Source organism: Bacillus sp. V3-13 (assembly GCF_002860165.1).
GTDB lineage: Bacteria > Bacillota > Bacilli > Bacillales > Cytobacillaceae > Bacillus_BJ.
The window spans coordinates 1-24,819 of record NZ_PGUZ01000101.1; the positions used below are offsets into that span (position 1 = coordinate 1).

The 24,819-nt window shown below is 39.5% G+C and carries 22 protein-coding genes, 2 pseudogenes, 1 CRISPR repeat array and 1 other annotated feature; of the genes and pseudogenes, 22 read left to right on the forward strand and 2 right to left on the reverse strand.

Annotation, left to right across the window (positions count from 1 at the left end):
* The 5 genes and pseudogenes from CU633_RS23060 to CU633_RS22220 form a co-directional block, all read left to right on the forward strand.
* Window positions 1–1,016, forward strand: a 1,016-nt coding sequence (locus tag CU633_RS23060) for a hypothetical protein (protein WP_180955082.1), incomplete at its 5' end; no start/stop codon positions are given.
* A 32-nt stretch (window positions 1,017–1,048) separates the two neighbouring features.
* Window positions 1,049–5,174: a CRISPR direct-repeat array (repeat unit 36 nt; unit sequence GTTTTGGTACCTTCTCAATTTTCGGTATAGAGAAAC).
* 47 nt (window positions 5,175–5,221) lie between these two features.
* On the forward strand, window positions 5,222–5,455 hold the full coding sequence (locus CU633_RS22210; protein ID WP_101662719.1) for a hypothetical protein: 234 nt from the start codon (window positions 5,222–5,224) through the stop codon (window positions 5,453–5,455).
* Window positions 5,456–5,550: 95 nt separating this feature from the next.
* Window positions 5,551–5,604 (forward strand): annotated as a pseudogene (locus CU633_RS23725) (SEC-C metal-binding domain-containing protein); the annotation flags it as partial.
* 231 nt (window positions 5,605–5,835) lie between these two features.
* Complete coding sequence (locus tag CU633_RS22215; RefSeq protein ID WP_101662720.1) at window positions 5,836–6,321, forward strand: hypothetical protein; 486 nt, start codon at window positions 5,836–5,838, stop codon at window positions 6,319–6,321.
* Between the two features lie 112 nt (window positions 6,322–6,433).
* On the forward strand, window positions 6,434–7,378 hold the full coding sequence (locus CU633_RS22220; RefSeq protein WP_180955083.1) for an NAD-dependent epimerase/dehydratase family protein: 945 nt from the start codon (window positions 6,434–6,436) through the stop codon (window positions 7,376–7,378).
* 73 nt (window positions 7,379–7,451) lie between these two features.
* On the opposite strand, the pseudogene CU633_RS22225 reads toward CU633_RS22220, so the two are convergent.
* Window positions 7,452–7,736: pseudogene (locus CU633_RS22225) on the reverse strand (VOC family protein); the annotation flags it as partial.
* A gap of 262 nt (window positions 7,737–7,998) precedes the next feature.
* Between CU633_RS22225 and CU633_RS22230 the strand changes: the two are divergent.
* From CU633_RS22230 to CU633_RS22265, 8 genes are all read left to right on the forward strand, one after another.
* Window positions 7,999–10,113, forward strand: coding sequence for a BglG family transcription antiterminator (locus CU633_RS22230; protein WP_101662722.1), 2,115 nt, complete (start codon window positions 7,999–8,001; stop codon window positions 10,111–10,113).
* Between the two features lie 18 nt (window positions 10,114–10,131).
* Window positions 10,132–10,800, forward strand: a complete 669-nt coding sequence (locus tag CU633_RS22235) for an L-fuculose-phosphate aldolase (protein WP_219620989.1) — start codon at window positions 10,132–10,134, stop codon at window positions 10,798–10,800.
* Window positions 10,801–10,813: 13 nt separating this feature from the next.
* On the forward strand, window positions 10,814–11,281 hold the full coding sequence (locus tag CU633_RS22240) for a PTS sugar transporter subunit IIA (RefSeq protein ID WP_180955084.1): 468 nt from the start codon (window positions 10,814–10,816) through the stop codon (window positions 11,279–11,281).
* Between the two features lie 15 nt (window positions 11,282–11,296).
* On the forward strand, window positions 11,297–11,578 hold the full coding sequence (locus CU633_RS22245; protein WP_101662724.1) for a PTS sugar transporter subunit IIB: 282 nt from the start codon (window positions 11,297–11,299) through the stop codon (window positions 11,576–11,578).
* 27 nt (window positions 11,579–11,605) lie between these two features.
* On the forward strand, window positions 11,606–12,985 hold the full coding sequence (locus tag CU633_RS22250; protein WP_101662725.1) for a PTS galactitol transporter subunit IIC: 1,380 nt from the start codon (window positions 11,606–11,608) through the stop codon (window positions 12,983–12,985).
* A 177-nt stretch (window positions 12,986–13,162) separates the two neighbouring features.
* Complete coding sequence (locus CU633_RS22255; RefSeq protein WP_180955085.1) at window positions 13,163–14,113, forward strand: 1-phosphofructokinase family hexose kinase; 951 nt, start codon at window positions 13,163–13,165, stop codon at window positions 14,111–14,113.
* On the forward strand, window positions 14,110–14,760 hold the full coding sequence (locus CU633_RS22260) for a class II aldolase/adducin family protein (protein WP_101662727.1): 651 nt from the start codon (window positions 14,110–14,112) through the stop codon (window positions 14,758–14,760). Before CU633_RS22255 ends, CU633_RS22260 begins: the two co-directional genes overlap by 4 nt.
* A gap of 3 nt (window positions 14,761–14,763) precedes the next feature.
* Window positions 14,764–15,003, forward strand: a complete 240-nt coding sequence (locus tag CU633_RS22265; RefSeq protein WP_101662728.1) for a hypothetical protein — start codon at window positions 14,764–14,766, stop codon at window positions 15,001–15,003.
* Between the two features lie 160 nt (window positions 15,004–15,163).
* On the opposite strand, the gene brnQ is transcribed toward CU633_RS22265, so the two are convergent.
* The gene (gene brnQ, locus CU633_RS22270) at window positions 15,164–16,501 is read right to left on the reverse strand and encodes a branched-chain amino acid transport system II carrier protein (protein ID WP_101662729.1); all 1,338 of its coding nucleotides are present in this window, start codon (window positions 16,499–16,501) and stop codon (window positions 15,164–15,166) included.
* A gap of 47 nt (window positions 16,502–16,548) precedes the next feature.
* Window positions 16,549–16,795: a binding site (T-box leader), on the reverse strand.
* Window positions 16,796–17,003: 208 nt separating this feature from the next.
* Here brnQ and CU633_RS22275 point away from each other — a divergent pair.
* From CU633_RS22275 to pfkB, 9 genes are all read left to right on the forward strand, one after another.
* Window positions 17,004–17,729 carry a GntR family transcriptional regulator gene (locus CU633_RS22275; protein WP_101662730.1) on the forward strand — a complete coding sequence of 242 codons (726 nt, stop codon included), beginning with the start codon at window positions 17,004–17,006 and terminating at the stop codon, window positions 17,727–17,729.
* 73 nt (window positions 17,730–17,802) lie between these two features.
* Window positions 17,803–18,975: an SIS domain-containing protein gene (locus CU633_RS22280; protein ID WP_101662731.1), complete on the forward strand. Its 1,173-nt coding sequence runs from the start codon at window positions 17,803–17,805 to the stop codon at window positions 18,973–18,975.
* A 15-nt stretch (window positions 18,976–18,990) separates the two neighbouring features.
* The gene (agaV, locus tag CU633_RS22285; protein ID WP_101662732.1) at window positions 18,991–19,464 is read left to right on the forward strand and encodes a PTS N-acetylgalactosamine transporter subunit IIB; all 474 of its coding nucleotides are present in this window, start codon (window positions 18,991–18,993) and stop codon (window positions 19,462–19,464) included.
* A gap of 19 nt (window positions 19,465–19,483) precedes the next feature.
* Entirely contained in the window at window positions 19,484–20,257 is a 774-nt protein-coding gene (agaW, locus tag CU633_RS22290) for a PTS N-acetylgalactosamine transporter subunit IIC (RefSeq protein WP_257959289.1), read from the forward strand.
* Complete coding sequence (locus CU633_RS22295; protein ID WP_257959291.1) at window positions 20,247–21,119, forward strand: PTS system mannose/fructose/sorbose family transporter subunit IID; 873 nt, start codon at window positions 20,247–20,249, stop codon at window positions 21,117–21,119. The genes agaW and CU633_RS22295 overlap by 11 nt, the downstream gene beginning before the upstream one ends.
* A gap of 15 nt (window positions 21,120–21,134) precedes the next feature.
* On the forward strand, window positions 21,135–21,557 hold the full coding sequence (gene agaF, locus CU633_RS22300; RefSeq protein ID WP_101662733.1) for a PTS galactosamine/N-acetylgalactosamine transporter subunit IIA: 423 nt from the start codon (window positions 21,135–21,137) through the stop codon (window positions 21,555–21,557).
* Entirely contained in the window at window positions 21,557–22,714 is a 1,158-nt protein-coding gene (nagA, locus tag CU633_RS22305) for an N-acetylglucosamine-6-phosphate deacetylase (protein ID WP_101662734.1), read from the forward strand. The genes agaF and nagA overlap by 1 nt, the downstream gene beginning before the upstream one ends.
* On the forward strand, window positions 22,711–23,583 hold the full coding sequence (locus CU633_RS22310; protein WP_219620990.1) for a tagatose bisphosphate family class II aldolase: 873 nt from the start codon (window positions 22,711–22,713) through the stop codon (window positions 23,581–23,583). The genes nagA and CU633_RS22310 overlap by 4 nt, the downstream gene beginning before the upstream one ends.
* Window positions 23,570–24,511, forward strand: coding sequence for a 1-phosphofructokinase (gene pfkB, locus CU633_RS22315; RefSeq protein ID WP_101662735.1), 942 nt, complete (start codon window positions 23,570–23,572; stop codon window positions 24,509–24,511). The genes CU633_RS22310 and pfkB overlap by 14 nt, the downstream gene beginning before the upstream one ends.
* Window positions 24,512–24,819: the final 308 nt, after the last annotated feature.

Consider the following 24,819-nt stretch of genomic DNA (forward strand, 5'->3'; position numbering starts at 1 on the left):
AGAGAGTACTTTCATTAAATTTTTGTGCCTTGAGCACAGCGAAAGGAATGAAACTTATTATGATAATCTGGCATATTTCAAATGATACAGAAGCTTGGGAAATTGAGGTAGGCCCTGTTACCGTATTAAAAGGATACGATTCACTTTGGTATAAATTGATCCGTTTAATTGAAGATTATTTTATAAATAAACAATCAACCGTAAAGATATTTGAAGATACTCAACCGCTATTTCTTAAAGATTGGGAATGCTTTTTCATTCCCTTTGACGCGCATCTACAATTCGATAAAATTGCAGCCAAGTCACCTTTAAGGGATATGCAGGAACAAATTTGTGAGGAATTGGCTCTTTCCCATGTTTATCAAGAATTACAAGAAGTATGGGGTGAATTAGAAGAAGAACTGCTATTCATTAAGAATAAGTTTGCAAAGTATGAAGTAGGTGTTAAACTCAAACCTTTTGAATCAAATAATCTACAATCTTTTATTTCTCTGTTTGCTGAAAAGCAAATGATGACACCTATTGATTATAAAATCATGCTGTTAAAATTATTGTCTAACAAAGAGTTGGAAAAGCGCAGGCTAATTCTTATTGAATTTCCAGAGCTTTATGCGGATAACTCCCAGGTTATTGAGTTTATGGAGAACATAAATTTATTGGCATCCATGGGTACTAAAATTATTATTGTAACCAATCAAAAAACAACTAAACATTGCAATTATGTGTGTAACGGTGAAATCATAAATGAAGCACGGTTAGAAAATATAAAACGTAAAGTAATAAATGAGGTCCCATTTATCTGTGATGAACTAACTTTCATTCAAGCAAAGAACTCATTATTAAGAGCTGTGGATAACTTTGAATTTAATAATAAATTTCTTACTTTATCCTCAATGCAGAATGAAAAGATATTAGTACTTGTATTTGTAATGTTATTTCATTTAGATATATCGGTAAACCTTGATATGACAGGTATTTCAGGGAATTTAAAGGAGTTTTTGAAGTGTTATTATTAGGCTTTTACTCGATATGGTATAATCAAAATGAGGTTTTGGTACCTTCTCAATTTTCGGTATAGAGAAACTGTGCAAGGTATGATTTGTTTGGATCCGGGTTTTGGTACCTTCTCAATTTTCGGTATAGAGAAACTAATAGTTCTCACTTCATAGCCAACTAAGGTTTTGGTACCTTCTCAATTTTCGGTATAGAGAAACCAAATGGCGGGTATAGTACAAGAAGTAAGGGTTTTGGTACCTTCTCAATTTTCGGTATAGAGAAACGAAAAGAAAGATGAGACAATGCTAACACTTGTTTTGGTACCTTCTCAATTTTCGGTATAGAGAAACATTTATCGTTTTGGCTGAGCGGTGGGACAAGGTTTTGGTACCTTCTCAATTTTCGGTATAGAGAAACTTGAACCAAAGCGTAGCTTCCTTTCTGGTGTGTTTTGGTACCTTCTCAATTTTCGGTATAGAGAAACCAGACGGTGCGGCTTTAGAATCCGACATAAGTTTTGGTACCTTCTCAATTTTCGGTATAGAGAAACCACCGGCAAGCAGGCCTTGAGCAATGTCTGGTTTTGGTACCTTCTCAATTTTCGGTATAGAGAAACACCTGGTTGAGCCAGAGGACGAGATCACGTGTTTTGGTACCTTCTCAATTTTCGGTATAGAGAAACCAGTTCTGGATGAACAAGAACTCGAAGAGAGTTTTGGTACCTTCTCAATTTTCGGTATAGAGAAACTATATCGCTTGCTACTGAATACTCTACTTCGTTTTGGTACCTTCTCAATTTTCGGTATAGAGAAACTGATGCTCCAAAATATAATCCTTGCAGTAAGTTTTGGTACCTTCTCAATTTTCGGTATAGAGAAACACAAATTTCTCGATGATATGATCACGAAGGGTTTTGGTACCTTCTCAATTTTCGGTATAGAGAAACCTATTGGAATCACAGATTTTCAGCTCACAGGTTTTGGTACCTTCTCAATTTTCGGTATAGAGAAACGAAGAAAAAGAAAGATAAGTAGACGACCTTGTTTTGGTACCTTCTCAATTTTCGGTATAGAGAAACAGATGATTCAAAGTGCCAGTAAGCGGCTGAGTTTTGGTACCTTCTCAATTTTCGGTATAGAGAAACTATATGTTATTCTTGTTCACGAGTGAAAAGGTTTTGGTACCTTCTCAATTTTCGGTATAGAGAAACTGAGGTCATCATAAGGGAGCTGGCCTAAATGTTTTGGTACCTTCTCAATTTTCGGTATAGAGAAACCTAACCCGGTTGACTTTATGCCTGTAGTAAGTTTTGGTACCTTCTCAATTTTCGGTATAGAGAAACTTTGTTAGTTGCATCGTTAAATCGCGTTTTGTTTTGGTACCTTCTCAATTTTCGGTATAGAGAAACGCCTTTCCACCAAGTTTTCTCGCAAACTGGGTTTTGGTACCTTCTCAATTTTCGGTATAGAGAAACCACCAGCACTTGAAATGATTAATCATCTGGGTTTTGGTACCTTCTCAATTTTCGGTATAGAGAAACAAAACAGAAGAAAGACAAGTAGGTGCTCACGTTTTGGTACCTTCTCAATTTTCGGTATAGAGAAACTTGCTTCTTTGGATGAGAGGGTTGTAATGTGTTTTGGTACCTTCTCAATTTTCGGTATAGAGAAACTGTGAGCTGTATACAAGCCCCCGACGTGCCGTTTTGGTACCTTCTCAATTTTCGGTATAGAGAAACTAAATACAACAGGATTGTATTTTGGTTCTCGTTTTGGTACCTTCTCAATTTTCGGTATAGAGAAACCAAATATATCCTAAACTTTTAATCAGTTGGGTTTTGGTACCTTCTCAATTTTCGGTATAGAGAAACACTTTGATGCAAATGGCTATCTAAGACTAGGTTTTGGTACCTTCTCAATTTTCGGTATAGAGAAACAATCTATGAACGAAATAGTTGAGCTTTTAAGTTTTGGTACCTTCTCAATTTTCGGTATAGAGAAACAAACCGAGATCAAAACCTCCAGCTCCACAAGTTTTGGTACCTTCTCAATTTTCGGTATAGAGAAACTAAGAGCTATTGTTTGCCATGTTCCCCAAGGTTTTGGTACCTTCTCAATTTTCGGTATAGAGAAACTCAAAGAAGCAGGATGCTTTGATGTTATTAGTTTTGGTACCTTCTCAATTTTCGGTATAGAGAAACCCAAACTCGATCAACTCATTCACGCCGTGAGTTTTGGTACCTTCTCAATTTTCGGTATAGAGAAACTTGGATAAACGTACTTATACCGCCCTAATGGTTTTGGTACCTTCTCAATTTTCGGTATAGAGAAACTGTTTAATGTAACCATCTGCACATGTCTAGGTTTTGGTACCTTCTCAATTTTCGGTATAGAGAAACAGCAGCTGAAAGACTGTTCGTGTAATAGATGTTTTGGTACCTTCTCAATTTTCGGTATAGAGAAACAAGAACAAAAAGCTAAACTGATTCGATTAGGTTTTGGTACCTTCTCAATTTTCGGTATAGAGAAACCTCGATGATCGCTTTGCCAAATCAGTTGGGTTTTGGTACCTTCTCAATTTTCGGTATAGAGAAACCCTAACCAGGCTTTCTCTTTTACCCACATGGTTTTGGTACCTTCTCAATTTTCGGTATAGAGAAACTTAGTCAGGTAACAGAGGAGCAACCGAAAGGTTTTGGTACCTTCTCAATTTTCGGTATAGAGAAACTCCACTTCATATCTTTACGGTTACGTCCAAGTTTTGGTACCTTCTCAATTTTCGGTATAGAGAAACGGATTCAGTAGTGAACAATCCGAACATTTTGTTTTGGTACCTTCTCAATTTTCGGTATAGAGAAACAAACTGTAAAGACGGCGGTCGCTATGGCTTGTTTTGGTACCTTCTCAATTTTCGGTATAGAGAAACAAAATTCGAGTTCAGTAAACTTGAAGAAAGTTTTGGTACCTTCTCAATTTTCGGTATAGAGAAACCTTCGATGATGATGGCCGGTTAGTTGGTTAGTTTTGGTACCTTCTCAATTTTCGGTATAGAGAAACTGTTGCGGATTTCAACCATGAATTCCTGAGTTTTGGTACCTTCTCAATTTTCGGTATAGAGAAACAGAGGGTTTTAATGATCTGATGCAATTTTTAGTTTTGGTACCTTCTCAATTTTCGGTATAGAGAAACTCGTATTGTCGACTACATGTCCTGTAAAATGTTTTGGTACCTTCTCAATTTTCGGTATAGAGAAACTGGAGCAATCATCTTCTTTGTCTTCAAATGGTTTTGGTACCTTCTCAATTTTCGGTATAGAGAAACATCGGCGATGAATTGGTGAAATACGGGCAAGTTTTGGTACCTTCTCAATTTTCGGTATAGAGAAACTCTTCAGCTGAAATGTAGTGAATGTCCTTGGTTTTGGTACCTTCTCAATTTTTGGTATAGAGAAACAAGAGAACCGCGCAACAGCCCGAGAGTGTGGTTTTGGTACCTTCTCAATTTTCGGTATAGAGAAACATCAGCTTATTGGATACTTTAACGCGCTTTGTTTTGGTACCTTCTCAATTTTCGGTATAGAGAAACATAAGAAACGGGAGGGACTTAGAATGAAGTGTTTTGGTACCTTCTCAATTTTCGGTATAGAGAAACAAAAAATGTGGAGCGTCAAAGCAATGGATAGTTTTGGTACCTTCTCAATTTTCGGTATAGAGAAACGATGGCGGCAGTTACATTCGTTACGGTAGCGTTTTGGTACCTTCTCAATTTTCGGTATAGAGAAACAAAATGGAACGTACTAAAGTAGGTGACTGAGTTTTGGTACCTTCTCAATTTTCGGTATAGAGAAACGAAGTCTCCTTTGATGATTCATAGCTTACTGTTTTGGTACCTTCTCAATTTTCGGTATAGAGAAACGTTCAAGCTTCCGAATCTTTTCGATCTGCTGTTTTGGTACCTTCTCAATTTTCGGTATAGAGAAACTTGCCCATATTGTTTCCGATGCGGTTAACTGTTTTGGTACCTTCTCAATTTTCGGTATAGAGAAACTCACAGATAAGCAGAAGGCTATTCAGGAAAGTTTTGGTACCTTCTCAATTTTCGGTATAGAGAAACATCATGCAAAATCAAAAGACATTTTGGGGTGTTTTGGTACCTTCTCAATTTTCGTTATAAAGAAATATGGGAAAATTCTGAGAGAATCATCATATGGAAAGGAGTGTAATCAAATGAGTGCATCGATCTATTATATGATGTTGCTAAAGGATCAAGATCATGCAGCCATTGTCGCGAAAATTATCGATGATTCTTGCAACATCGACAACGGGACTGAGGAGGACTTTCTGGCCAACTTCAATAAGTTGGAAGTCATTCGGACGCTCGGTGAGGATGAGATCTACAATAAGTTTATCAGTGAACTGAAAGAGGATGATAGATACAAAGACTATATCATTTGTGAGTAGCTAAAGATTTTAACAAATTCGATTCATTTATTATCTAACCATCCCTTTCAACTAGCCCACCTTTTGTTTTACATTCGCAAAAACGTTGGGTTTGACCTTGTCTCTGTGGCAGCGGTAAGAAATACAAAAAGAGTTGCGGTGCTAATTAAGTTAGACCTGACCCACGACCGGATCAGGTCTATTATTTAATTATGAAATCTTTGTGACATGTATTCTCATTGAAAAAAGTTCCCTAGATGATGGTAAAATAAACATTAGGAAACACCCAAGTTATTGTACTAAAGGGGTGAAAGCAAAGATTAAATTTATTTTCTTTTAAGTTTATTTGTGAAGTTATTCACGAAGGGGATTTTTTTAAAAACATCTCGTAGGGAAGGAGGTTGTATGATGAAGTAAAAAAATCGATCCGTATTCTGACCTTATTAATATTTGCTTTGTCGCTGGCGGCTTCGGCTTATGGAATATTCTCAAGCTCTGGCTCGGGACCGCATCAATTTACTACATGGTCCGGTGAAACAATCCAGCTCTATGGCAAAGGAATTTATAAAAATGATTCTGCTTCAGGTGCCGAACAGGAAATAGCGCAGGATATCGTAACCCTTGCGCTGGGAATTCCTCTGCTTGCCATTTCTCTTTATCTAACAAGACGGGAATCAATTCGCGGCCGTTTATTGCTCGCCGGAACGCTGGGATATTTTTTGTACACCTATGCCTCATACTCATTTTTGACAACCTACAACTCGTGTTTTCTCCTCTATGTGATCCTGATGTCAGCAAGCTTCTTTGCTTTCCTTTTGAAATCAGACTATTCCGCTCTATCGACTGAAAGAATTGAGGATTTTGCAAAAGCGATGAAAGCGGGATAACTTTCATGATATCATAAATAGATGTAAATGGGCCAGTCACCACCAGTGGTTGAACTGGTCCTTCTAACTTTTAAATTGAGACCTTATGAAAAAATGAGAAGAGGTAATGTCAATGAGTAATGGGGAACTACACGTAATTATTGGAACGGGTCCCTTGGGATCAGCGATAATGGATGAACTAATTTCAAAAGGAAAACAAGTGCGAATGGTGAATCGCAGTGGCAAGGCAAATGTTGCGAATGGTGTCCAAGTTGTTCAAGGAGACGCAACGAACACAGAAAGTATTCGCCAGGCATGCAAGGGAGCAAAAGTGATTTATCATTGTGCCAAACCACCATATTCTGAATGGCCGGAAAAATTCCCTCCTATCATGGATGGTTTGATTGAAGCAGCTGCACATACAGATGCTAAACTCGTCTATGCGGATAATCTGTATATGTATGGACCGACAGATCATGCCTTAACTGAGAGTTTAGATTACAAGGCTACCGATTCTAAAGGGATAACAAGGGGAGAGATGGCAAACAAACTTCTTGCAGCACATAAAAGCGGTAAAGTTCAAGCAACCATTGGGAGAGCGCCTGACTTTTACGGTCCGCAGGTACTTGAATCTGCCATCGGAGTTCAAGTTTGTAAGAACGCGCTTTTGGGCAAGCCAGCGTTATTATTAGGAAATATCGACGTACCTCATACATTTACATATATACGCGATTTCGCAAAAGGGCTCGTTACTTTGGGAGAACGTGAAGAGGCATTGGGAGAAGTTTGGCACATCCCAAGTGCTGAGACGCTGACTACCAGGCAGTTAGTTACCTTGATTTTTGCAGAGGCAAAGCATGAACCGAAGTTTCGGGTAGCATCCAAGGGACTATTGTCGCTTATCGGCGTTTTTAATAAAAATATGCGTGAATTAAAAGGTACATTTTATCAATTCGAAAAGCCATTTGTAGTCGACCATAGTAAATATAAAAAGGCTTTTGGAGAGGATATAACCCCTCATCGGGTCGCCATTAAAGAAACGCTTGAATGGTATAGAAAAACGTTCCAAATCCGTTAAACAACAAATAGACATTTAATACTTAATATAAATGAAAGGATACCTTGAACAAAATGGTATCCTTCAATTCACGTTAAGCTTGCACTTCACTCATTAAGGCATGAGTATTTTCTTCTGAATCTTTAAAAAACGTCATCCATGTCTCGGTTTGCCCCATTTTTGCGACAATATGTGGTTCGTCGATAAAGGTCACACCCTTGGTTAATAATTCTTGATGTTTCTCTTTTATATTTTCAACTAAAAAATAGATCACAGAACTTGATTGCGCAAACTCTTCCTTTTCAGGCAGGCTAAGAAGAATACGAGTCCCTTCACATTCCAGGAAGGCCATCCTCTCCGTACTAAAAAGAAGTGGCATTTTTTATTAGCTCATTTAACATAAGCGATTAGTATTAAAGGTCAGTCTCCATTTAATAGGGGCTGATCTTTTTAAATTTTTATGGTTAATGTCGCTTTAAAGAATTTTTGTTCAAATTAGATTTTCAAACTATACCGTTCACCTAAAATAAATTGATCATCACAGTCTATGTACACTTATTAACCAAAAGTCGGGTGGAAAAGGCATACAAATTTACGATTTCCAGCGATAAAATAAAATTGAAGAGGAGGAGGTGATCATCATGGAGCTTGATGATCGAAGTACCAAGTTATTAAAAGAGATAATTTTGACTTCTGGAACAAATATTGTCGATTTGAAAAAAAAGTATGGTTTAACGCGTCGTCAAGTTAATTACAGCTTAAATAAAATTAATGAATGGCTTTTGGAAAATCAGCTTCCGACAATGGAGAATAACCGTCAAACAGGACTTTTTATTGATTCTATTGTAAGTTCGAAGCTTCCGGAAATTATTGAACGATCTTCTGCTCATAAATTTGTACCTTCTGAAAAAGAAAGGGAGCAAATGATCCTTCTTATGTTACTGAGCCGTCAGGAAGAATTATCATTGTTGCACTTTTCTATTGCTTTGAAGGTTTCCCGCAATACTATTTTACAAGATCTAAAAGGGGCCGGACAAATACTGGAGCCCTTGAAATTAAAACTGAACTACAGCCGTCGTAATGGATATTTAATAGAAGGAAAAGAGTTTGACAAGAGAAAATTGATCATTGAACTCGTCCGTAAATTGCTATGGATGGCCAATGGTGAACAATGGATGATGAAAATTTTAGACATACCCGAAGAAGAGGTACAAATGATCCGTTCCCGTTTGGAAGATGTTGAAGATAGGTTAAATGTGAGATTTACCGATGAAAAACTAACGGAATTGCCATATATATTGGCGACGCTTGTTAGAAGAATGAAAAGGCAAAAGAAAATTAAATATTATGGGATCCAATACCAGGATCTTTCTTATACAAAAGAGTACCAGGTTGTTGAAGAGCTTTTTTGTGATATAGAAGAAGCTAACGAACAAGAGCGCCTCTTTATTACCCTCCAATTACTTTCATCCAATGTTTCTTCAACAGATGTATTTGATGATAACAATATGCCAGCTTTAATTGAAGTAACAAGGAGCATGCTTGGTATATTTGAAAAACTGGCGTGTGTATCCTTCATTGATAAAGATGAGCTCGTCAATAGGCTTTATTTACATCTGCGGCCAGCCTATTATCGAATGAAATATGGGTTAACTGTTGAAAATCCATTAGAAGAGCTAATTATTGAGGAGCACAGGGAATTGCACCATCTAGTCAAGAAATCTACTAAACCTTTGGAGAGACTGGTTAATCAGGCCGTACCTAATAGTGAATGCGCTTACTTAACTATGCTTATCGGTGGATGGCTGCGAAAACAAGGGGAAGAAATATCGATTCGAAAAAAAGCTCTTGTAGTATGTCCTAATGGAATATCTGTTTCAAAGTTGTTATTTGAAACTTTGCGTGAAATGTTTCCAGAATTCATTTTCCTGGATCATATTTCAGTACGCGACTTTCAAGATTACCCTCTGGATTACAATATTGTTTTTTCCACCACATTCATAAGGACTGATAAAAAACTATTTCTTGTAAAGCCTTTTATATCCGAATCAGACAAACAAAGACTAAAGTTGAATGTATCTCAAGAACTTTATGGATTTGGTTCCAGCAACATTGATTATGACCGGTTAATACAAGTAATTCAAAGGCATGCCACCATTAAGGATAAGTTGACATTAAAGCAAGCATTACGAGAATGTCTGCAGAACGAAAATATTCGTCTTGAACGACTCAAATCTGTAAGTGATAACCCTGCTTTATCGGATCTGATTACACAGGAAAATATTATTTTCAAAAAAAGCGTTTGTTCATGGCAGGAAGCGGTACGAATGGCGGCAATTCCACTTTTAGAGTCAAATGCAATAGAATCCTGCTATGTAGATACGATTATTGAAAACTTCAAGGAAGAAGAGCCGTATATCGTGATTGCACCCCGTGTTGCCATCCCTCATGCCAGGCCGGAGGATGGAGTAAACTGTTTAGCTATGAGCATGCTGATTCTTGAGGAAGAAGTCGAATTTGCGGAAGGCCTACCCGTAAATCTCGTTATTATGATTGCTGCAATAGACCGTAAAAAACATCTAAAAGCGTTAATGCAATTAAATGATTTAGTAGCGGAACAAGAGAATGTAAGAAAAATAATAAAGTCGAAAGATAAAAGTAAGATTCGTAATTTAATAGAATCATATTCCGTTATAGATGACAGTGAAAGGGGTGATGCTCACGACGGCGAGACACATAGTACTTTTATCTCATAAAGGAGGGGAAGAAAAAGAATGACAACATCTGTGAATTTATTAATGCAACAAGAAAGGGAAGCGATTGTTGAGTATGGGAAAAGGCTGATTACCAGCAATTTGACTACGGGAACCGGAGGGAACTTAAGTATTTTCAAAAAAGAAAGCGGATACATGGCAATATCACCGAGCGGAATAGAGTATTTTAAAATGAAACCAGCTGATGTGGTTATTACTGATTTGCAAGGAAACATTATTGACGGAATTTTAAAGCCATCAAGCGAGTTGGAAATGCATGCAACAGTCTATCGAAACCGGGATGATGTCAGTGCCATGATTCATACGCATGCACTATATGCAACGACTATTTCATGTATGAGATGGGATTTGCCTGCTGTTGATTATTTGGTTGCCCATGCCGGTGGAAAAGACGTTAAATGCGCCACATATGCCACTTATGGAACGAAAGAACTGGCTGAAAATGCCTTGAAAGGAATGGAAGGCAGAAAAGCTGTGTTGCTTGCAAACCATGGTATCAATGTTGCGGGAAAAACGCTGCAAGAGGCTTTTGCCATAACCGAACAATTAGAATTTTGTGCAAGGCTTTACTGGCAGGCTAAAGCCATTGGCGAACCTGTTATATTGCCTGATGCGGAAATGGAGATTATGGTTGAGCGCTTTAAAGGATACGGTCAACTTGAGAAATAAGGCGGGAAGGATTATGGAGCTTTTTAGTGAGCTTTTTAATAAAGATTTAATTTTAACAAACCTTCATTGTTCCAGCAAAGATGATTTTTTTGAGAAAGTATCAAATTATCTCATGGAAAAAGGCTATGTCAAAGAAAATTTTAAAAAAGCAATCATGGAAAGGGAACAAAAATATCCTACGGGATTGCGAACCGATCCATTTCATGTAGCGATTCCACACACAGATCCGGAAAACATTCTTACACCATTTATCATGGTCGTCAGGCCGGATCAAGAGATTGAATTTGTTGAAATGGGTACGGACGATCAGGCAGTAAAGGCCCGATTCATTTTTGTGCTTGGTTTGAATAAGTCTGAAGCCCAGGCACCCCTTCTGGAAAAATTAATCGAAATGTTCATGAACAGTGAAGCAATGAACCGAATTGTAAATGAGAATGACGAAAACAAAATTATGGACATTTTGAAAAAAAATGTAGCCTAAAAGGAGTTGTTATCAATGAAACGAGTTATCGTGGCGTGTGGTTCCGGAGTGGCAACATCTCAAACAGTCGCCTCCAAGGTGAAAAAACTACTTGAACAGAAAGGAGTATCCGCACAAGTCGAAGCGGTCGATATTAAATCTCTCGATGCCTATATAAAAAATGCTTCCGTTTATATTGCAATAACAAAGCCTGAGAAACAATATCCGATTCCGGTTTGCAATGGAATTGCATTTTTAACTGGTGTCGGGATGGACGCAGAACTTCAAAAAGTGATTGATGCAATTCAAGTAAAATAAATAGAACTAAATCCTGGGGGGATTAAAATGGATTCAGTTAAAACGATATTTGATTTTATTTTGGATCTTGGTGCACCGGTATTTGTTCCGCTGATTATGATCGTTATCGGGTTGGTTGTCCGGATGAAGTTTAAGGAAGCTTTCACTAGTGCCTTAACACTTGGGGTAGCGTTTGTAGGAATGGGACTTGTTGTCGGATTCATGATGGACTCCATCGGTCCCGCGGCGCAACAATTTGTAAAAAATACGGGGATTGAATTAAATGCTATTGATGGCGGCTGGACTTCGATGGCGACACTGGCATGGGCATGGCCGTTAGCGTTCCTGATGTTTCCATTCCAGATTGGTGTTAATTTAATCATGCTCGCAACGAAACAAACAAATACATTAAATGTGGACTTATGGAATGTCTGGGGAAAAATTTTAACAGCAGTTCTTGTTGTCGGTGTCACTGGTAATGTTGTAGCGGCATTTATCATTGCTGTCATTCAAATGTTCGCAGAATTAAAGCTTGCCGATGTGAACCAAAAACAAATTCAAAAGCTGACACAAATACCTGGTGTTACAACTACACACAGTATGAACATAATCGGTGTCATCCTGTATCCCTTAAACAGGCTGCTCGATTTTGTGCCAGGAATGAAAAAACAAATTGACGCGAATTGGTTAAAGCAAAGACTTGGTATATTTGCAGAAAACCATGTGATGGGATTCATTATCGCTGTATTGCTCGGTATCTTTGCTAAATACAGCGTCCAGGAGACATTGATGCTCGGCATCCAGGGTGCAACTGCGCTCACGCTCTTCCCTATGGTAGCAAAGCTATTTATGCAGGCACTGGCACCACTGTCGGATGCTACGTCTGAGTTTATGAAAAAGAGGTTCGAAGGAAGGGAATTTTACATCGGCTTAGATTGGCCGATAATGGCAGGCTGCAATGAAATGTGGGTAACAACGATCATGTTAGTCCCAATCACATTATTGCTGGCAGTAGTGCTTCCAGGGAACAATATCCTCCCTTTTGCAGGCATCATCAATCTCTCGATTGCAGTTCCGGCATTAATTGTCACGGGAGGGAATCTCGTTCGTATGGTCATCTTGGGAGCCGTTACAACACCGGTCTTTTTATACATTGCTACAGTATTTGCTCCCACGATTACTAATTTGGCAATGGACACAAAAGCCCTTGAGGTGCCGGCTGGACAGCTTATATCATGGAGCACAATTGAATACCCTGTCTTCCGCTATGTATTCGCTCATGCAGCAAACGTTATAAATGGCGAGATTTTGGGATTAATAGGGGCAATTGTTTGGTTGGGATTGTTCATATGGTACTTAAAAGGCATGAAAAAGGTATCCGATAGAATCGTAACAGAAGAAGGAAATCCGTTCGACAAGATTGCCTAATCAATTGGCAGATTGAAGCTGGCATCTTGTCGAACAAAGACTTGCCATGTATTCATGGGCTCCGGACCGTCAACGAGGAGCCCATACATTTAGTATATAACAGTTCCATTTCGGTTCAAAACTTTTTGAGCAGAGATTAAACGGGCATCCAAACATCAGACAGGATGTGAAATGATTATGATCTACACAGTAACGCTAAACACAGCGATCGATCGGATTGTTCATATCGATGGAATTTTAACCCGCAAGCATAATAACAAAGCAAAGAGTATTTCACTCGATATTGGAGGTAAAGCCACGCACGTTTCGATCGTATTATCAAGCTTGAAAATACCCAATATAGCAACTGGATTTGTCGGTGAACTTAATAAAGATATTTTATATAAACTGCTAGAAGAAAAAAACGTTATATACGATTTTGTCAGCCAAAAAAATTCGGCTATCCGTGAAACTCTTGTCCTGATCGACAATTCAGGGGAAGGCAGTTACATGATTACTGAACAAGGGTTTGAAATATCAAATCGGTCTTATAACAGATTCCTTGAAAAATTTGATAAATGCGTGAAAGCGAACGATATTGTTGTTTTTGCCGGCGGTCCGCCAAAAGGAGTGGACATCCAAAAATATAAACAATTATTGCTTTTAGTAAAGCAAAAACAAGGGCGGCTCGTAGTAGACGCTGCAGCTGAATATCTCAAAACCGCTGTTGAAATAAAGCCTTTTTTAATTAAGCCAAATGAATTCGAATTCCAGGAGCTTATTGGTCATCCATTACAAACTATTAGTGAATATGTCACAGAGATACGTAAGCTATTAAGCTTTGGCATCGAGTATGTTGTTGTATCACTCGGGAAAAACGGCAGCCTGGTTGGCCATCAGAACAATATTTATAAGATAACGCCTCCGAAAATAACAGAGGTGAATGATACAGGATGCGGAGATGTTTTTTTAGGCGGGACAATTGCTAAATTATTTGCGAACCAGCAGCCCGAAGACATATTTCGATTTGCAACCGCATTGAGTGCATCCAAAGCTGCGCTGGATAAAAGCTCATCATTTTCTCTTGAAAAGGCGGAAGCATTGCTAAATGAAGTTCTAATCGAAAAAATAGAGGAGGTCACGATATGATGTATTCGGCAGAACGGTTGGATTTATGTGAAGTGACGAAGATGATGTTTGATCGTTTTATTACGAATGCAGCAGGTGGAAATATAAGTGTCAAAGTAAGTGATCAACACTTTATTATGACACCCACGTTGATGTCCCAGGCGAAATTTTGCCGGCTTAAGCCGGAGGAAATTCTCGTGATTGACAGGGACGGGCATATAATTGATGGGGAAGGCAAGGTTACGCGTGAGTTTAACATGCATATCGCGGTGTTTGATACACTCCCTAAAGCAGGAGCGGTCATTCATGCCCACCCGAAAGAATCAATGGTATTTGCCTCGCTGGGGCTACCATTACCCCATTTATGTGAAAGTACAAGAAAACTGGGGGAAATTGTGACTCTTGACTTTGCCCCTGCAACAAGCCAGCAATTGGCGGATAATGTAAGAAAATATATGCAAACACGCGTTACAGATATGCCTGTGGCAACATTGCTTCGTGAACACGGAATTTTGGTTATCGATACTACACTTCGAAAAGCTTATGATATGCTGGAACGCATTGAGTTTAACTCTTATGTAAATATCCAGGCAAAATTATTTGAAGCTGTCGGCGCTTATAAACCTGAACAAAATGAACTTGGCCTTGCCTATAATTTGGAGGAATAAGAAATGAAGCTGTCAAAAGGTACTTGGTATAGTCTTGTACTGGTTGCCTTACTTCTGCTTATCATTAGCGTCATCAAAAGTTCCATTTGGATCGGTTTAATCTCTTTCGCGTTGGCTATGCTTTTGAAAAAAGAGTACGGTAACATTCCACTTCCTGAAGCTATCACCAAGCAAAAAATTTACTCTGCCGCAAAACAGGAATTTTATGAAGCTTCTGAATTTAGTGGTTCAAAAAAGAAATAGGGAGCATTTGGGTTTGAGTGCGTATACAGATGAAAGACTGGATTATAGCTATAGTCCCATAGGTTTCAAAACTGATTGACACGAGCTTCCATGAAAAAGCATTTCGAAAAGATTCTATGAAATAAGACTAGCCCCGAACAGAAGCTAGTCTTTTTCATATTCATGAAGCTTTTATATCCGCCTGCTTTTCCACCATTGCCTGTTTCCTGCCAAATGTGCTTAAAAGCAAGCCGATACCAGTACCAACAAGAGCAGGCATAACCCATTCAAGTCCGACTGACGAGAACGGAAGCACTTCACGCAAGGATTGCAGCGGTCCCAAATCGAGACCAAATGTGTTTAATCCGCCAATCACAGCAAACACTCCTGTAAATAGCATCGCGCTGCCGTATACCTTTTTCGTATTTTTAAAGTAACGGTTAAAGAAGGCAAGAGTGATCAAAACGATTGTTAATGGATACGCTGTAACAAGGAATGGTACAGATACTTTCAGAATCTGGCTTAAGCCCAGGTTTGAAAGCGTGAATCCAACCAGGGTGACCGCTAAAACGACCAATTTATAACTTGCTTTTGGAATGAGTTTCGAGAAGTATTGACCGCATGCTGTCGTTAATCCAACCACTGTTGTAAAGCAAGCCAAAGTAAAAATGAAGCCAAGCAATGCCGTACCGCTTTGCCCCAATAACAGTGTGGAAGCAGCGGAAAGGATTTCTGTTCCGTTTTCAAACTTCCCCATTGCCGCCATTTTCCCGCCGATCAGTCCTAAGCTGACATACACAAGTGTAAGTAACAATCCGGCGATGACAGCTGCTTTCATCGTATATTTTGTTAACTGCTTTTCTTCGCGGACTCCTCTTTGTTGAATAGCGGTCAGAATAACGATTCCAAACGCGAGCGATGCGAGGGCATCCATTGTGTTGTACCCTTCTAAAAACCCCTTGAAAAATGCCCCAGCCTGGTATTCAGCAGCCGGTGATTGCAATGGTGCGTCGAGATTGGCAAATCCGACAACGCACAAGACAACCATTGATAAAAGCAGGACAGGTGTAATCCAGCGGCCCATATACTTTTCCATTTTGGACGGGTTTAAGCTGATGACAAATACAAGTGAAAAGAAAATCACAGTATATAAAAATAAGATCAAAGCTGCATTTGCAGATTCAGGGACGAAAGGCATGACGCCCATTTCGAAAGCAACATTCGCATTTCTCGGAATCGCCAGGAACGGGCCAATGGATAAATACACAATAACCATAAAGATTGCGCTGAAATATGGGTGAACGCGGTTTCCAATTGTCTGTGCCCCGCCCTTAGCAAGCGAAACGGCAAGCAGCACTGCAAAAGGAAGGCCGACTGCCGTCAGAATAAACCCAGCCATGGCGAACCAGAATGCAGTGCCGGATTGCGCGCCAAGGAATGGAGGGAAGATCAAGTTCCCGGCTCCAAAAAACATTGAAAATAACATTAATCCAATAAATAAGGTGTCAAATTTCCTCATGATTTTCTCTCCTTTACTCTATAAAAAATAAAAAACCCGCCCCTAAAAATAGGGACGAGTTTGTGCTCGCGTTACCACCCTTATTCCGCAGCTTTTAACAAAACTCACGGCGCTCAGTCAACGTACCATCATACGTGCTCCATCGTAACGGCGGAGGACCCGTCAAAGCTTACTGCTTTCAGCTTTGCATCTCGGAGATGATCTTCGGATAAGTACTGAACACCGGCTTCCACCAACATGCCGGCTCTCTGTAGAACAGTGGTCCCATCTTACTCTTCTCGTCATCAATTTTATATATTAAAAATAATTTAACAGAGGAATATTGATATGTCAATATAATAAAATAATTTAAATAATTCTATTAAATATGTGAACGAAGTAATTAAGGGTGCTTTGTCGGAAAAAATGAAAAAAATATTTAAATACCCCTTTACAAAAAAATAATTAAAGCTTAAACTGGTAATGACCACACGACCACTGGTGGTTCAAAAAGAGGTGCATGATGAAACATATCGATAAGAAAAGTAGAATTCCATTATATATTCAACTTATGGATATTCTCATAGATGAAATGGAACACGATTTAAAAGAACATGAGCAATTACCTTCTGAACGGGAAATTTGCACTAAATATGATTTGTCCCGGACTACCGTAAGACAGGCTATTAATGAGCTTGAACGGGATGGGTATATTTATAAAGTTCATGGAAAAGGCACCTTTGTGTCACCGAAGAAGGTAAAACAAGACCTGATTAAGTTTTACTCATTTACAGAAGAAATGAAAAAATTAGGCAAGATGCCAACTTCTAAAGTTTTATCATTCGATATTATAGACGCCGATAAAAAAATAGGAAAAAAACTGGCTTTGCCTGAAGGCAGTAAAATCTATGAGTTTTCAAGACTTCGCCTGGCAGATAATGTTCCAATGCTGCTTGAAACTTCTTACGTCCCGTACGAACTATTTCCCGGGATAGAGAGAAGGGATTTAGAAACGACTGCGTTGTACGACATTTTTACAAATCGTTTCCAAACAAAAATAACGATGGCAGAAGAATTATTCACCCCAGTAAAAACGAAGGAAAGTGAGGCCAAACTGCTAAATATGCCGAGCTCTATCCCGTCGTTGAGAATTGAAAGGTTTACCTATGGAATCCATGGAATTATCGAATACACCAGCACAATTGCCAGAGGCGATAAGTTTAAATATAGCGTCCGCCTAGAAAATTAATTCTAGGTTTAATATAACTGGTAGTGACGTCATTATATAATAAACAGTAAAGTTTATTGGAGGGTTTAGTAAAATGAATTTTTTAAAGAATAAAGAAATTGATAAGACAGACAGTCGATTTACTGCAAAAGAAATTGATCAGCAACCAAAGCTGTGGCTGGAAACTTTACAAATTATTCATAAGCAGAAAGAAGAAATTCATAACTTCTTAAATGAAAAGGTTTACACAGAAAATGCCCGGATCATTTTTACTGGCGCCGGCAGTTCTGCATATATAGGGGACACTCTTGCTCCGTTTATTCGGAGAAACATTCACAATCAGGTAGAATCAATTCCTACAACTGATCTGGTTGCTAATCCACTGAATTATTTCAAAAAAGAGACGACGACGGTTCTAATCTCATTTGCCAGAAGTGGTAACAGTCCCGAGTCGATCGGCGCTTATGATTTAGCCCGGCAATTAATACCCAAGCTTTATCATATCGTTATCACCTGCAATCGTGATGGCAATCTCGCGAAGAAGGCAAAGGCAGATGAAAATAGTTTAGTTATTTATATGCCTGAGGATTCAAACGATAAGGGCTTTGCAATGACCAGTTCATTCAGCTGTATGTATATGTCGGCATTGCTGCTGTTTAATATTGAACATCTGGACGAAATCAAGAAAAAGATTGATGGATTAGTAGAAAATGCCCGGCGAATTCTTGATACGCAATATAAAGAAATTCAAAAAATAATAGATTTAAATAAGAAAAAAGTTGTTTATTTAGGTTCCTCTACACTAATGGGGCTGGCAAAAGAAGCTTGTCTGAAACATTTAGAGCTTACTGCAGGATCAGTTACAACTTTATGGGAGTCTGTTTTGGGTTTCCGGCATGGCCCAAAATCGATTGTGGACAATGAAACTGTAATCATCATTTACATATCAAATGACCCATATACACGAAAATATGAATTGGATCTGCTAAGGGAACTTCAAAATGATGGTGGCGATAAGCATGTAGTGGCTGTTGTGTCTTCCGAATTGAAAGAAGCGGAGGAATTATGTAATCAAGTTATTACAGTTCCAGGAGAACACAACTATTACCTGGACGATAGTTTAATAGTGTTAAATTATTTAATCTATGGTCAAATATTTGCATTACTAAATTCAATTAAACATGGGATTTCCCCTGATAATCCTTCACCATCTGGTGTGGTAAATCGGGTTGTACAGGGTGTTCAACTTTATTCTTTCAATAACTAAAAAGGGGGACTTACTATGCCTAACATTTTATTAACTAGGATCGACAACCGTCTGGTGCATGGGCAAGTAGGAGTTACATGGGTCAATCATTTGGGGGCAAATTTAATAGTCGTTGCCAATGATGAAGTGGCAGAAGATGAAGTACAGCAGGACCTAATGGAAATGGTTATTCCTTCATCGATTGGAATCCGGTTTTTTTCGATCCAAACAACGATCGATATTATTCACGATGCGGCCGATGATCAGTATATTTTCTTGGTTGTAAAAACGCCTCAGGATGTATTGCGCCTCGTTAAAGGGGGAGTGCCGATTGATAAAGTCAATATCGGAAATATGCACTATTCAGTTGGAAAGACTCAACTATTTTCCACTGTTTCAGTAGATGAAAATGATAAAGAAGCATTGAGAGCTTTACGCGACCATGGTATCAAGCTGGAGGTCCGGCGAGTGCCGGATGAAAGACCAGACGATATATTAAAACATTTATAAAAAAGGAGTTGAAAACCAGATGCCAGATATGTTGGTGGCGGCATTACTCATTGCCCTATGGGCGGGTATTGCAGGAATAGATTTATTTAATGGCCTTTTGCATATTCACCGGCCGATTGTAACAGGTGTTGTCATTGGACTCATTTTAGGAGATTTGAAAACAGGTGTGATTACGGGGGCAGCGATTGAACTCGTATGGGCAGGTATGGTTCCGCTGGCTGGCGCCCAGCCTCCAAATGTCGTTATCGGGGGAATAATCGGAACGGCGTTTGCGATACTTACCGGCCAGGAACCAAAAGTGGCCATTGGGATAGCCGTTCCATTTGCAGTTGCTGTACAGGCATGTATTACGTTAATGTTTACCGCTTTTTCGCCTATTATGCATAAAGCTGATAAATATGCTGAAGAAGCAGATACAAAGGGTATAGATCGAATCAATTATTTGGGAATTGCAACCTTATTCATATTTTACTTTGTAATCGCTTTCCTTCCGGTTTATTTTGGCGCAGAAGCAGCAAAAAATGTCGTGGAAATGCTCCCATCCTGGCTAATTGCAGGGCTTGGGGCAGCTGGTGGAATGATGGCTGCGATCGGATTCGCGATGCTGTTAAAGATCATGTTGAAAAAGCAATATGTTGCCTTTTTTATCATCGGTTTTATTCTCGTAACATATATGAATCTGCCAATTATTGCTGTTGCCCTGGTAGGGATGGCTATAGCTCTCTATGATTATTATAAATCAAATACAGGCGATGGATCGGTCGCAAGGGGGGTTCCTAGACGTGGCATCTGATAAAGCAATATCTCACGCTCAAGAAAATACAGAAATAAGCCCGGATTATTATCAAAACGCTGAAGCTGAACAAGTAATCACAAAAAAAGATTTAAATCATATGGTATGGCGCTCGCTCTTGCTCCAGGCCTCATTTAATTATGAAAGAATGCAGGCCGCTGGCTGGCTGTATTCCATTCTCCCGGGATTGAAAAAAATCCATAGGAACAAGCAGGATCTCAGCGAATCAATGAAAAGTCACATGGAGTTTTTCAATACTCATCCATTCCTGGTCAATATCATCATGGGAATTGTACTTGCCATGGAAGAAGGAAAACAAAATAGAAATACAATCAGGGCGATTCGTGTTGCGATGATGGGGCCGCTCGGGGGTATCGGCGATGCTTTATTCTGGCTTACCCTTCTGCCGATTTGTGTAGGAATCGGAGCATCTTTGGGACAGGATGGAAGTCCTATGGGTGCCGTCGTGTTCCTTATTATCTTCAATGTCGTACATTTCGGCTTAAGATTCGGTTTAATGCACTATGGCTACAATACGGGGACAAATGCCATCAGTTCGTTAAAGGAAAATACAAAAAAAGTCTCCCATGCTGCGTCAATTGTCGGTTTGACAGTAGTTGGTGCGCTTATTGCCTCATTTGTTAAACTTCAGACAAGTTTAGTTATTCATGCAGGAAAGGCAGAAATAGCCCTGCAAAAGGATTTGCTGGATAAAATTATGCCGAATCTCCTGCCGCTTTCTTACGCCTTGTTCATGTATTTTCTTTTGAAAAAAGGCTTATCACCAGTAATCCTTATCCTTATAACGGTGATTATTGGAATAGTCGGGAAGATACCATTTCCATTTGGAACAATTCTATAACAAGGAGGCGTTCACTTGAACGGATTAATTATTAGCGGACATGGATCTTTTGCCTCCGGTCTTCGCTCTTCTGTCAAATTGATTGCGGGAGATCAGCCGGGGGTAGAATATGTGGACTTCCAGGAACAGGACACAGTGGCTGATCTCGAACGAAATTTAAAAGCGGCATTAAGCAAGCTGGAAGATTGTGACGGGGTATTATTCCTTTGTGATTTAGCGGGCGGCTCTCCTTTTAAAACAGCCGTATTAATTTCAGGAAGCCGGAGGAATTGCGCTGTTATCGGCGGAGCGAATCTGGGAATGATTATCGAAACAGCCTTGATAAAAGACATGCATCCAATCGACACTTTGAAAAACTTGGCAATTCAAACAGGGAAAGACGCCATCAAAAGCTTTGAAAAGATCGATCGTCCTAAAAAAGAAGGTGCAGGCATTTAATGCAAGCTATACAAACAAAAAAGATTTTTACTCCTGAGAAAACCTGCGAAGCTGGTTATCTAGTAGTTGAGAACGGAAGAATTAAAGAGATTACAACCATCAAGCCGGAATGCGGGATACTCGATTTTTCAAGGTTTACTGCAATTCCCGGCCTGATCGACCTTCATATACATGGGATAGCAGGATATGACACGATGGATGGTTCATTGGATGCCTTGCAAGGGATTTCTAGTAACCTTGCAAGGCATGGGGTTACAGGTTTCTTGCCAACGACCCTGACACATGATTTTGAAAAAATTAAACAGGCTGCCAAAGCAGTACACCTAGTGATGGGAAATACATGTGGTGCAGAGATATTGGGTTCCTATATTGAGGGACCCTATCTTACACCGGAACATAAAGGTGCACACCCCACTAAATACATGCGTGAGATATCACTCGCTGATTTGGACGATTTAATCGCAGCCTCAAACCATACGATTAAAATTATCACGATTGCTCCTGAAAAACACAACACAATCGAGGCAATTAAGTACCTTTCAGAAAAAGGTATTATTGTCTCACTTGGACATACAAATGCTGACTATGAAACCGCGACTCATGCAATCGAAAATGGGGCAAGTATTTCCGTCCACACCTTTAACGGGATGAGAGGTTTTAACCATCGTGAGCCGGGTTGCTTGGGAGCTTTTTTAACGAATGAGATGGTTTTCTGTGAGTGTATTGCTGACTTGCGGCATGTATACCCGGCAGCTATTAAGCTCCTTTATAAAGCCAAGGGGAGCAATCATATCTTGTTGATCAGCGATCTAATGGCCGCTGCCGATTTACCCGATGGAGACTATATGCTTGGTACATTGGCAGTCAAAGTAAAAGACCGGATCGCGAGAACCATCGATACAGGGTCGCTCGCCGGAAGTACGACAAACTTAATGGACTGTATAAAAAACACTCAAGCTGTCCTTCGCTTGCCGCTTGAACAAATACTGCCAATGGCAACCCTTAATCAGGCAAAATTGTTGGGATTGGATAAAGAAATAGGCTCTTTGGAAATTGGAAAGAAAGCCAATGTTGTATTCATAGACCAGGATTTTGATGTGAAAGCAACAATGGTAAACGGGCAGTTTGTTTTTACTAAGGAGGAAATAGAAGCATGAACATGGCAGCAAGCGGAAGAATTGTAAATACAATTGACATGTTTAGAAAAGCCCAAAAAGAGAAGTATGCGATTCCTGCTTTTAATATTCACAACTTGGAAACAGTACAGGTAGTCGTGGAGACTGCAGCGGAATTACGTTCCCCTGTGATTCTCGCTGGAACTCCCGGGACGATTTCATATGCCGGGGGAGATTATCTCGTTGCTATCGTTGAAACAGCTGCGAGAAAGTATGACATCCCGATTGCCCTTCACCTTGATCACTTCGAGACATTTGAAGAGATTAGAAAATATATAGACCTGGGCGTCAAATCCTGTATGATTGATGCTTCACACCATCCGTACGAAGAGAATGTCCGCATAGTAAAAGAAGTTGTGGAATATGCTCATGCACAAGGTGTTTCCGTAGAAGCAGAACTTGGCCGCTTAGGCGGGATTGAAGATGATTTAGTTGTTGATGAAAAAGATGCGATTTACACAAATCCAGGGCAGGCAAAGGAATTCTGTGAACTCACAAATATCGACTCGTTAGCTGTAGCCATAGGAACGGCGCATGGGTTGTATTCAGGTGAACCGAAGATTGACTTTAACAGACTTACTGAAATTCAAAAACAAGTAAACATTCCTCTTGTCCTGCACGGCGCATCTGATATTCCAAACGAGATGGTAAGAAAAACGATTCAACTTGGGATATGCAAGGTAAATATAGCAACTGATTTGAAAATTCCTTTTTCGAATGCAGTGAAACGATATTTTCAAGAACACCCGGATGCCAGCGACCCGCGCAAATATTTAACTCCCGGAAAAGATGCAATGAAACAAATCGTAAAAGACAAAATAAAAATGTGTGGCAGCGATGGCAAAGCTTAAAATTGCAACAATTACATTGAACCCTGCTATTGATACGCTTTATAAACTTGAACAATTCCTGATCGGGAACGCGACTCGTACAAAGAACCCGGTAAGAACCGCAGGGGGAAAAGGTTTAAATGTCACGAGGGTTGTAAAGTTACTTGGGGAAGATGCAGTTGCAACTGGTTTTATTGGTGGATACAGCGGACAATTTATTCGTTCAGAACTGAAAAAAATGGGTGTTCACGATCAATTTATAGAAATAAACGAAGAATCCAGGCAGTGTCTTGCTTTCGTTGACAATATGGATAATCAAACAGAAATACTTCCGGAAGGCCCCTTCGTCACGGCGGAAGAACAAAAGATTTTCAAAAAGCGTTTAATTGAAATCTTAAGTAATTTGGATATTCTTATCATTAGCGGTTCACTTCCCCGCGGGGTCTCGGCAGAGTTGTATCAGTTCATTCTTATGGAAGCTAAGAAAAGACAACTGAAAGTGTTGCTGGATACAAGTGGACAAACGTTATGGGAGTGTCTCTCCGAACGTCCATATATGATAAAGCCGAATCGTGAAGAATTGGAACAGCTGCTTCACAAGCCTTTGAAAAGCGAAAAAGATATTTGGGATGCAATCGAGATATTACATAGGAAAGGAATTCCCCTTGTTATTGTATCGGATGGCCGAAACGGTTCCTTTGTCATTTATGAACAAAAACGCTATAAAGTAACCGCTGCAAAAGTTCAAACAGTAAGCGCAGTCGGATCTGGAGACGCCTTTGTTGCAGGTATTGCTGTGGGGCTGGCAAGAAAACTGCCTATTGAAGAAACACTTATTCTTGCTTCTGCATGCGGCGCCGCAAATGCGCTTGAAGAAAAGACCGGCTTTGTCAATAAAGAAAGGGTGAATGACTTAATAAAGCAAATTCAAATTACAGAGGGACAATAACACTATGTTAGAATATCGACGATCGAAAATGTTGACAATTAAATATACTTTGTATTATGCTAACGGTAATTAGTTGAATAGTTCTCCTAGAGGGGAGTAGCTTTTACAGCAAAGTCGTCATTTCGGAGTTTATCACTCCCGGCTTTGTTGGCAACCTAACGTTGTTAGCAAGACCTTTGCCTGCCGGTAAAGGTCTTTATCTGTATTTAAAACCTTTGCCACATGTTGGTAAAGGTTTTTTGTTGATGCGTGCCCAGCAAGCCGTTAATTGCTAGTTGGTGAAAGTCCAACCCGAGTAAGTGTCAAGA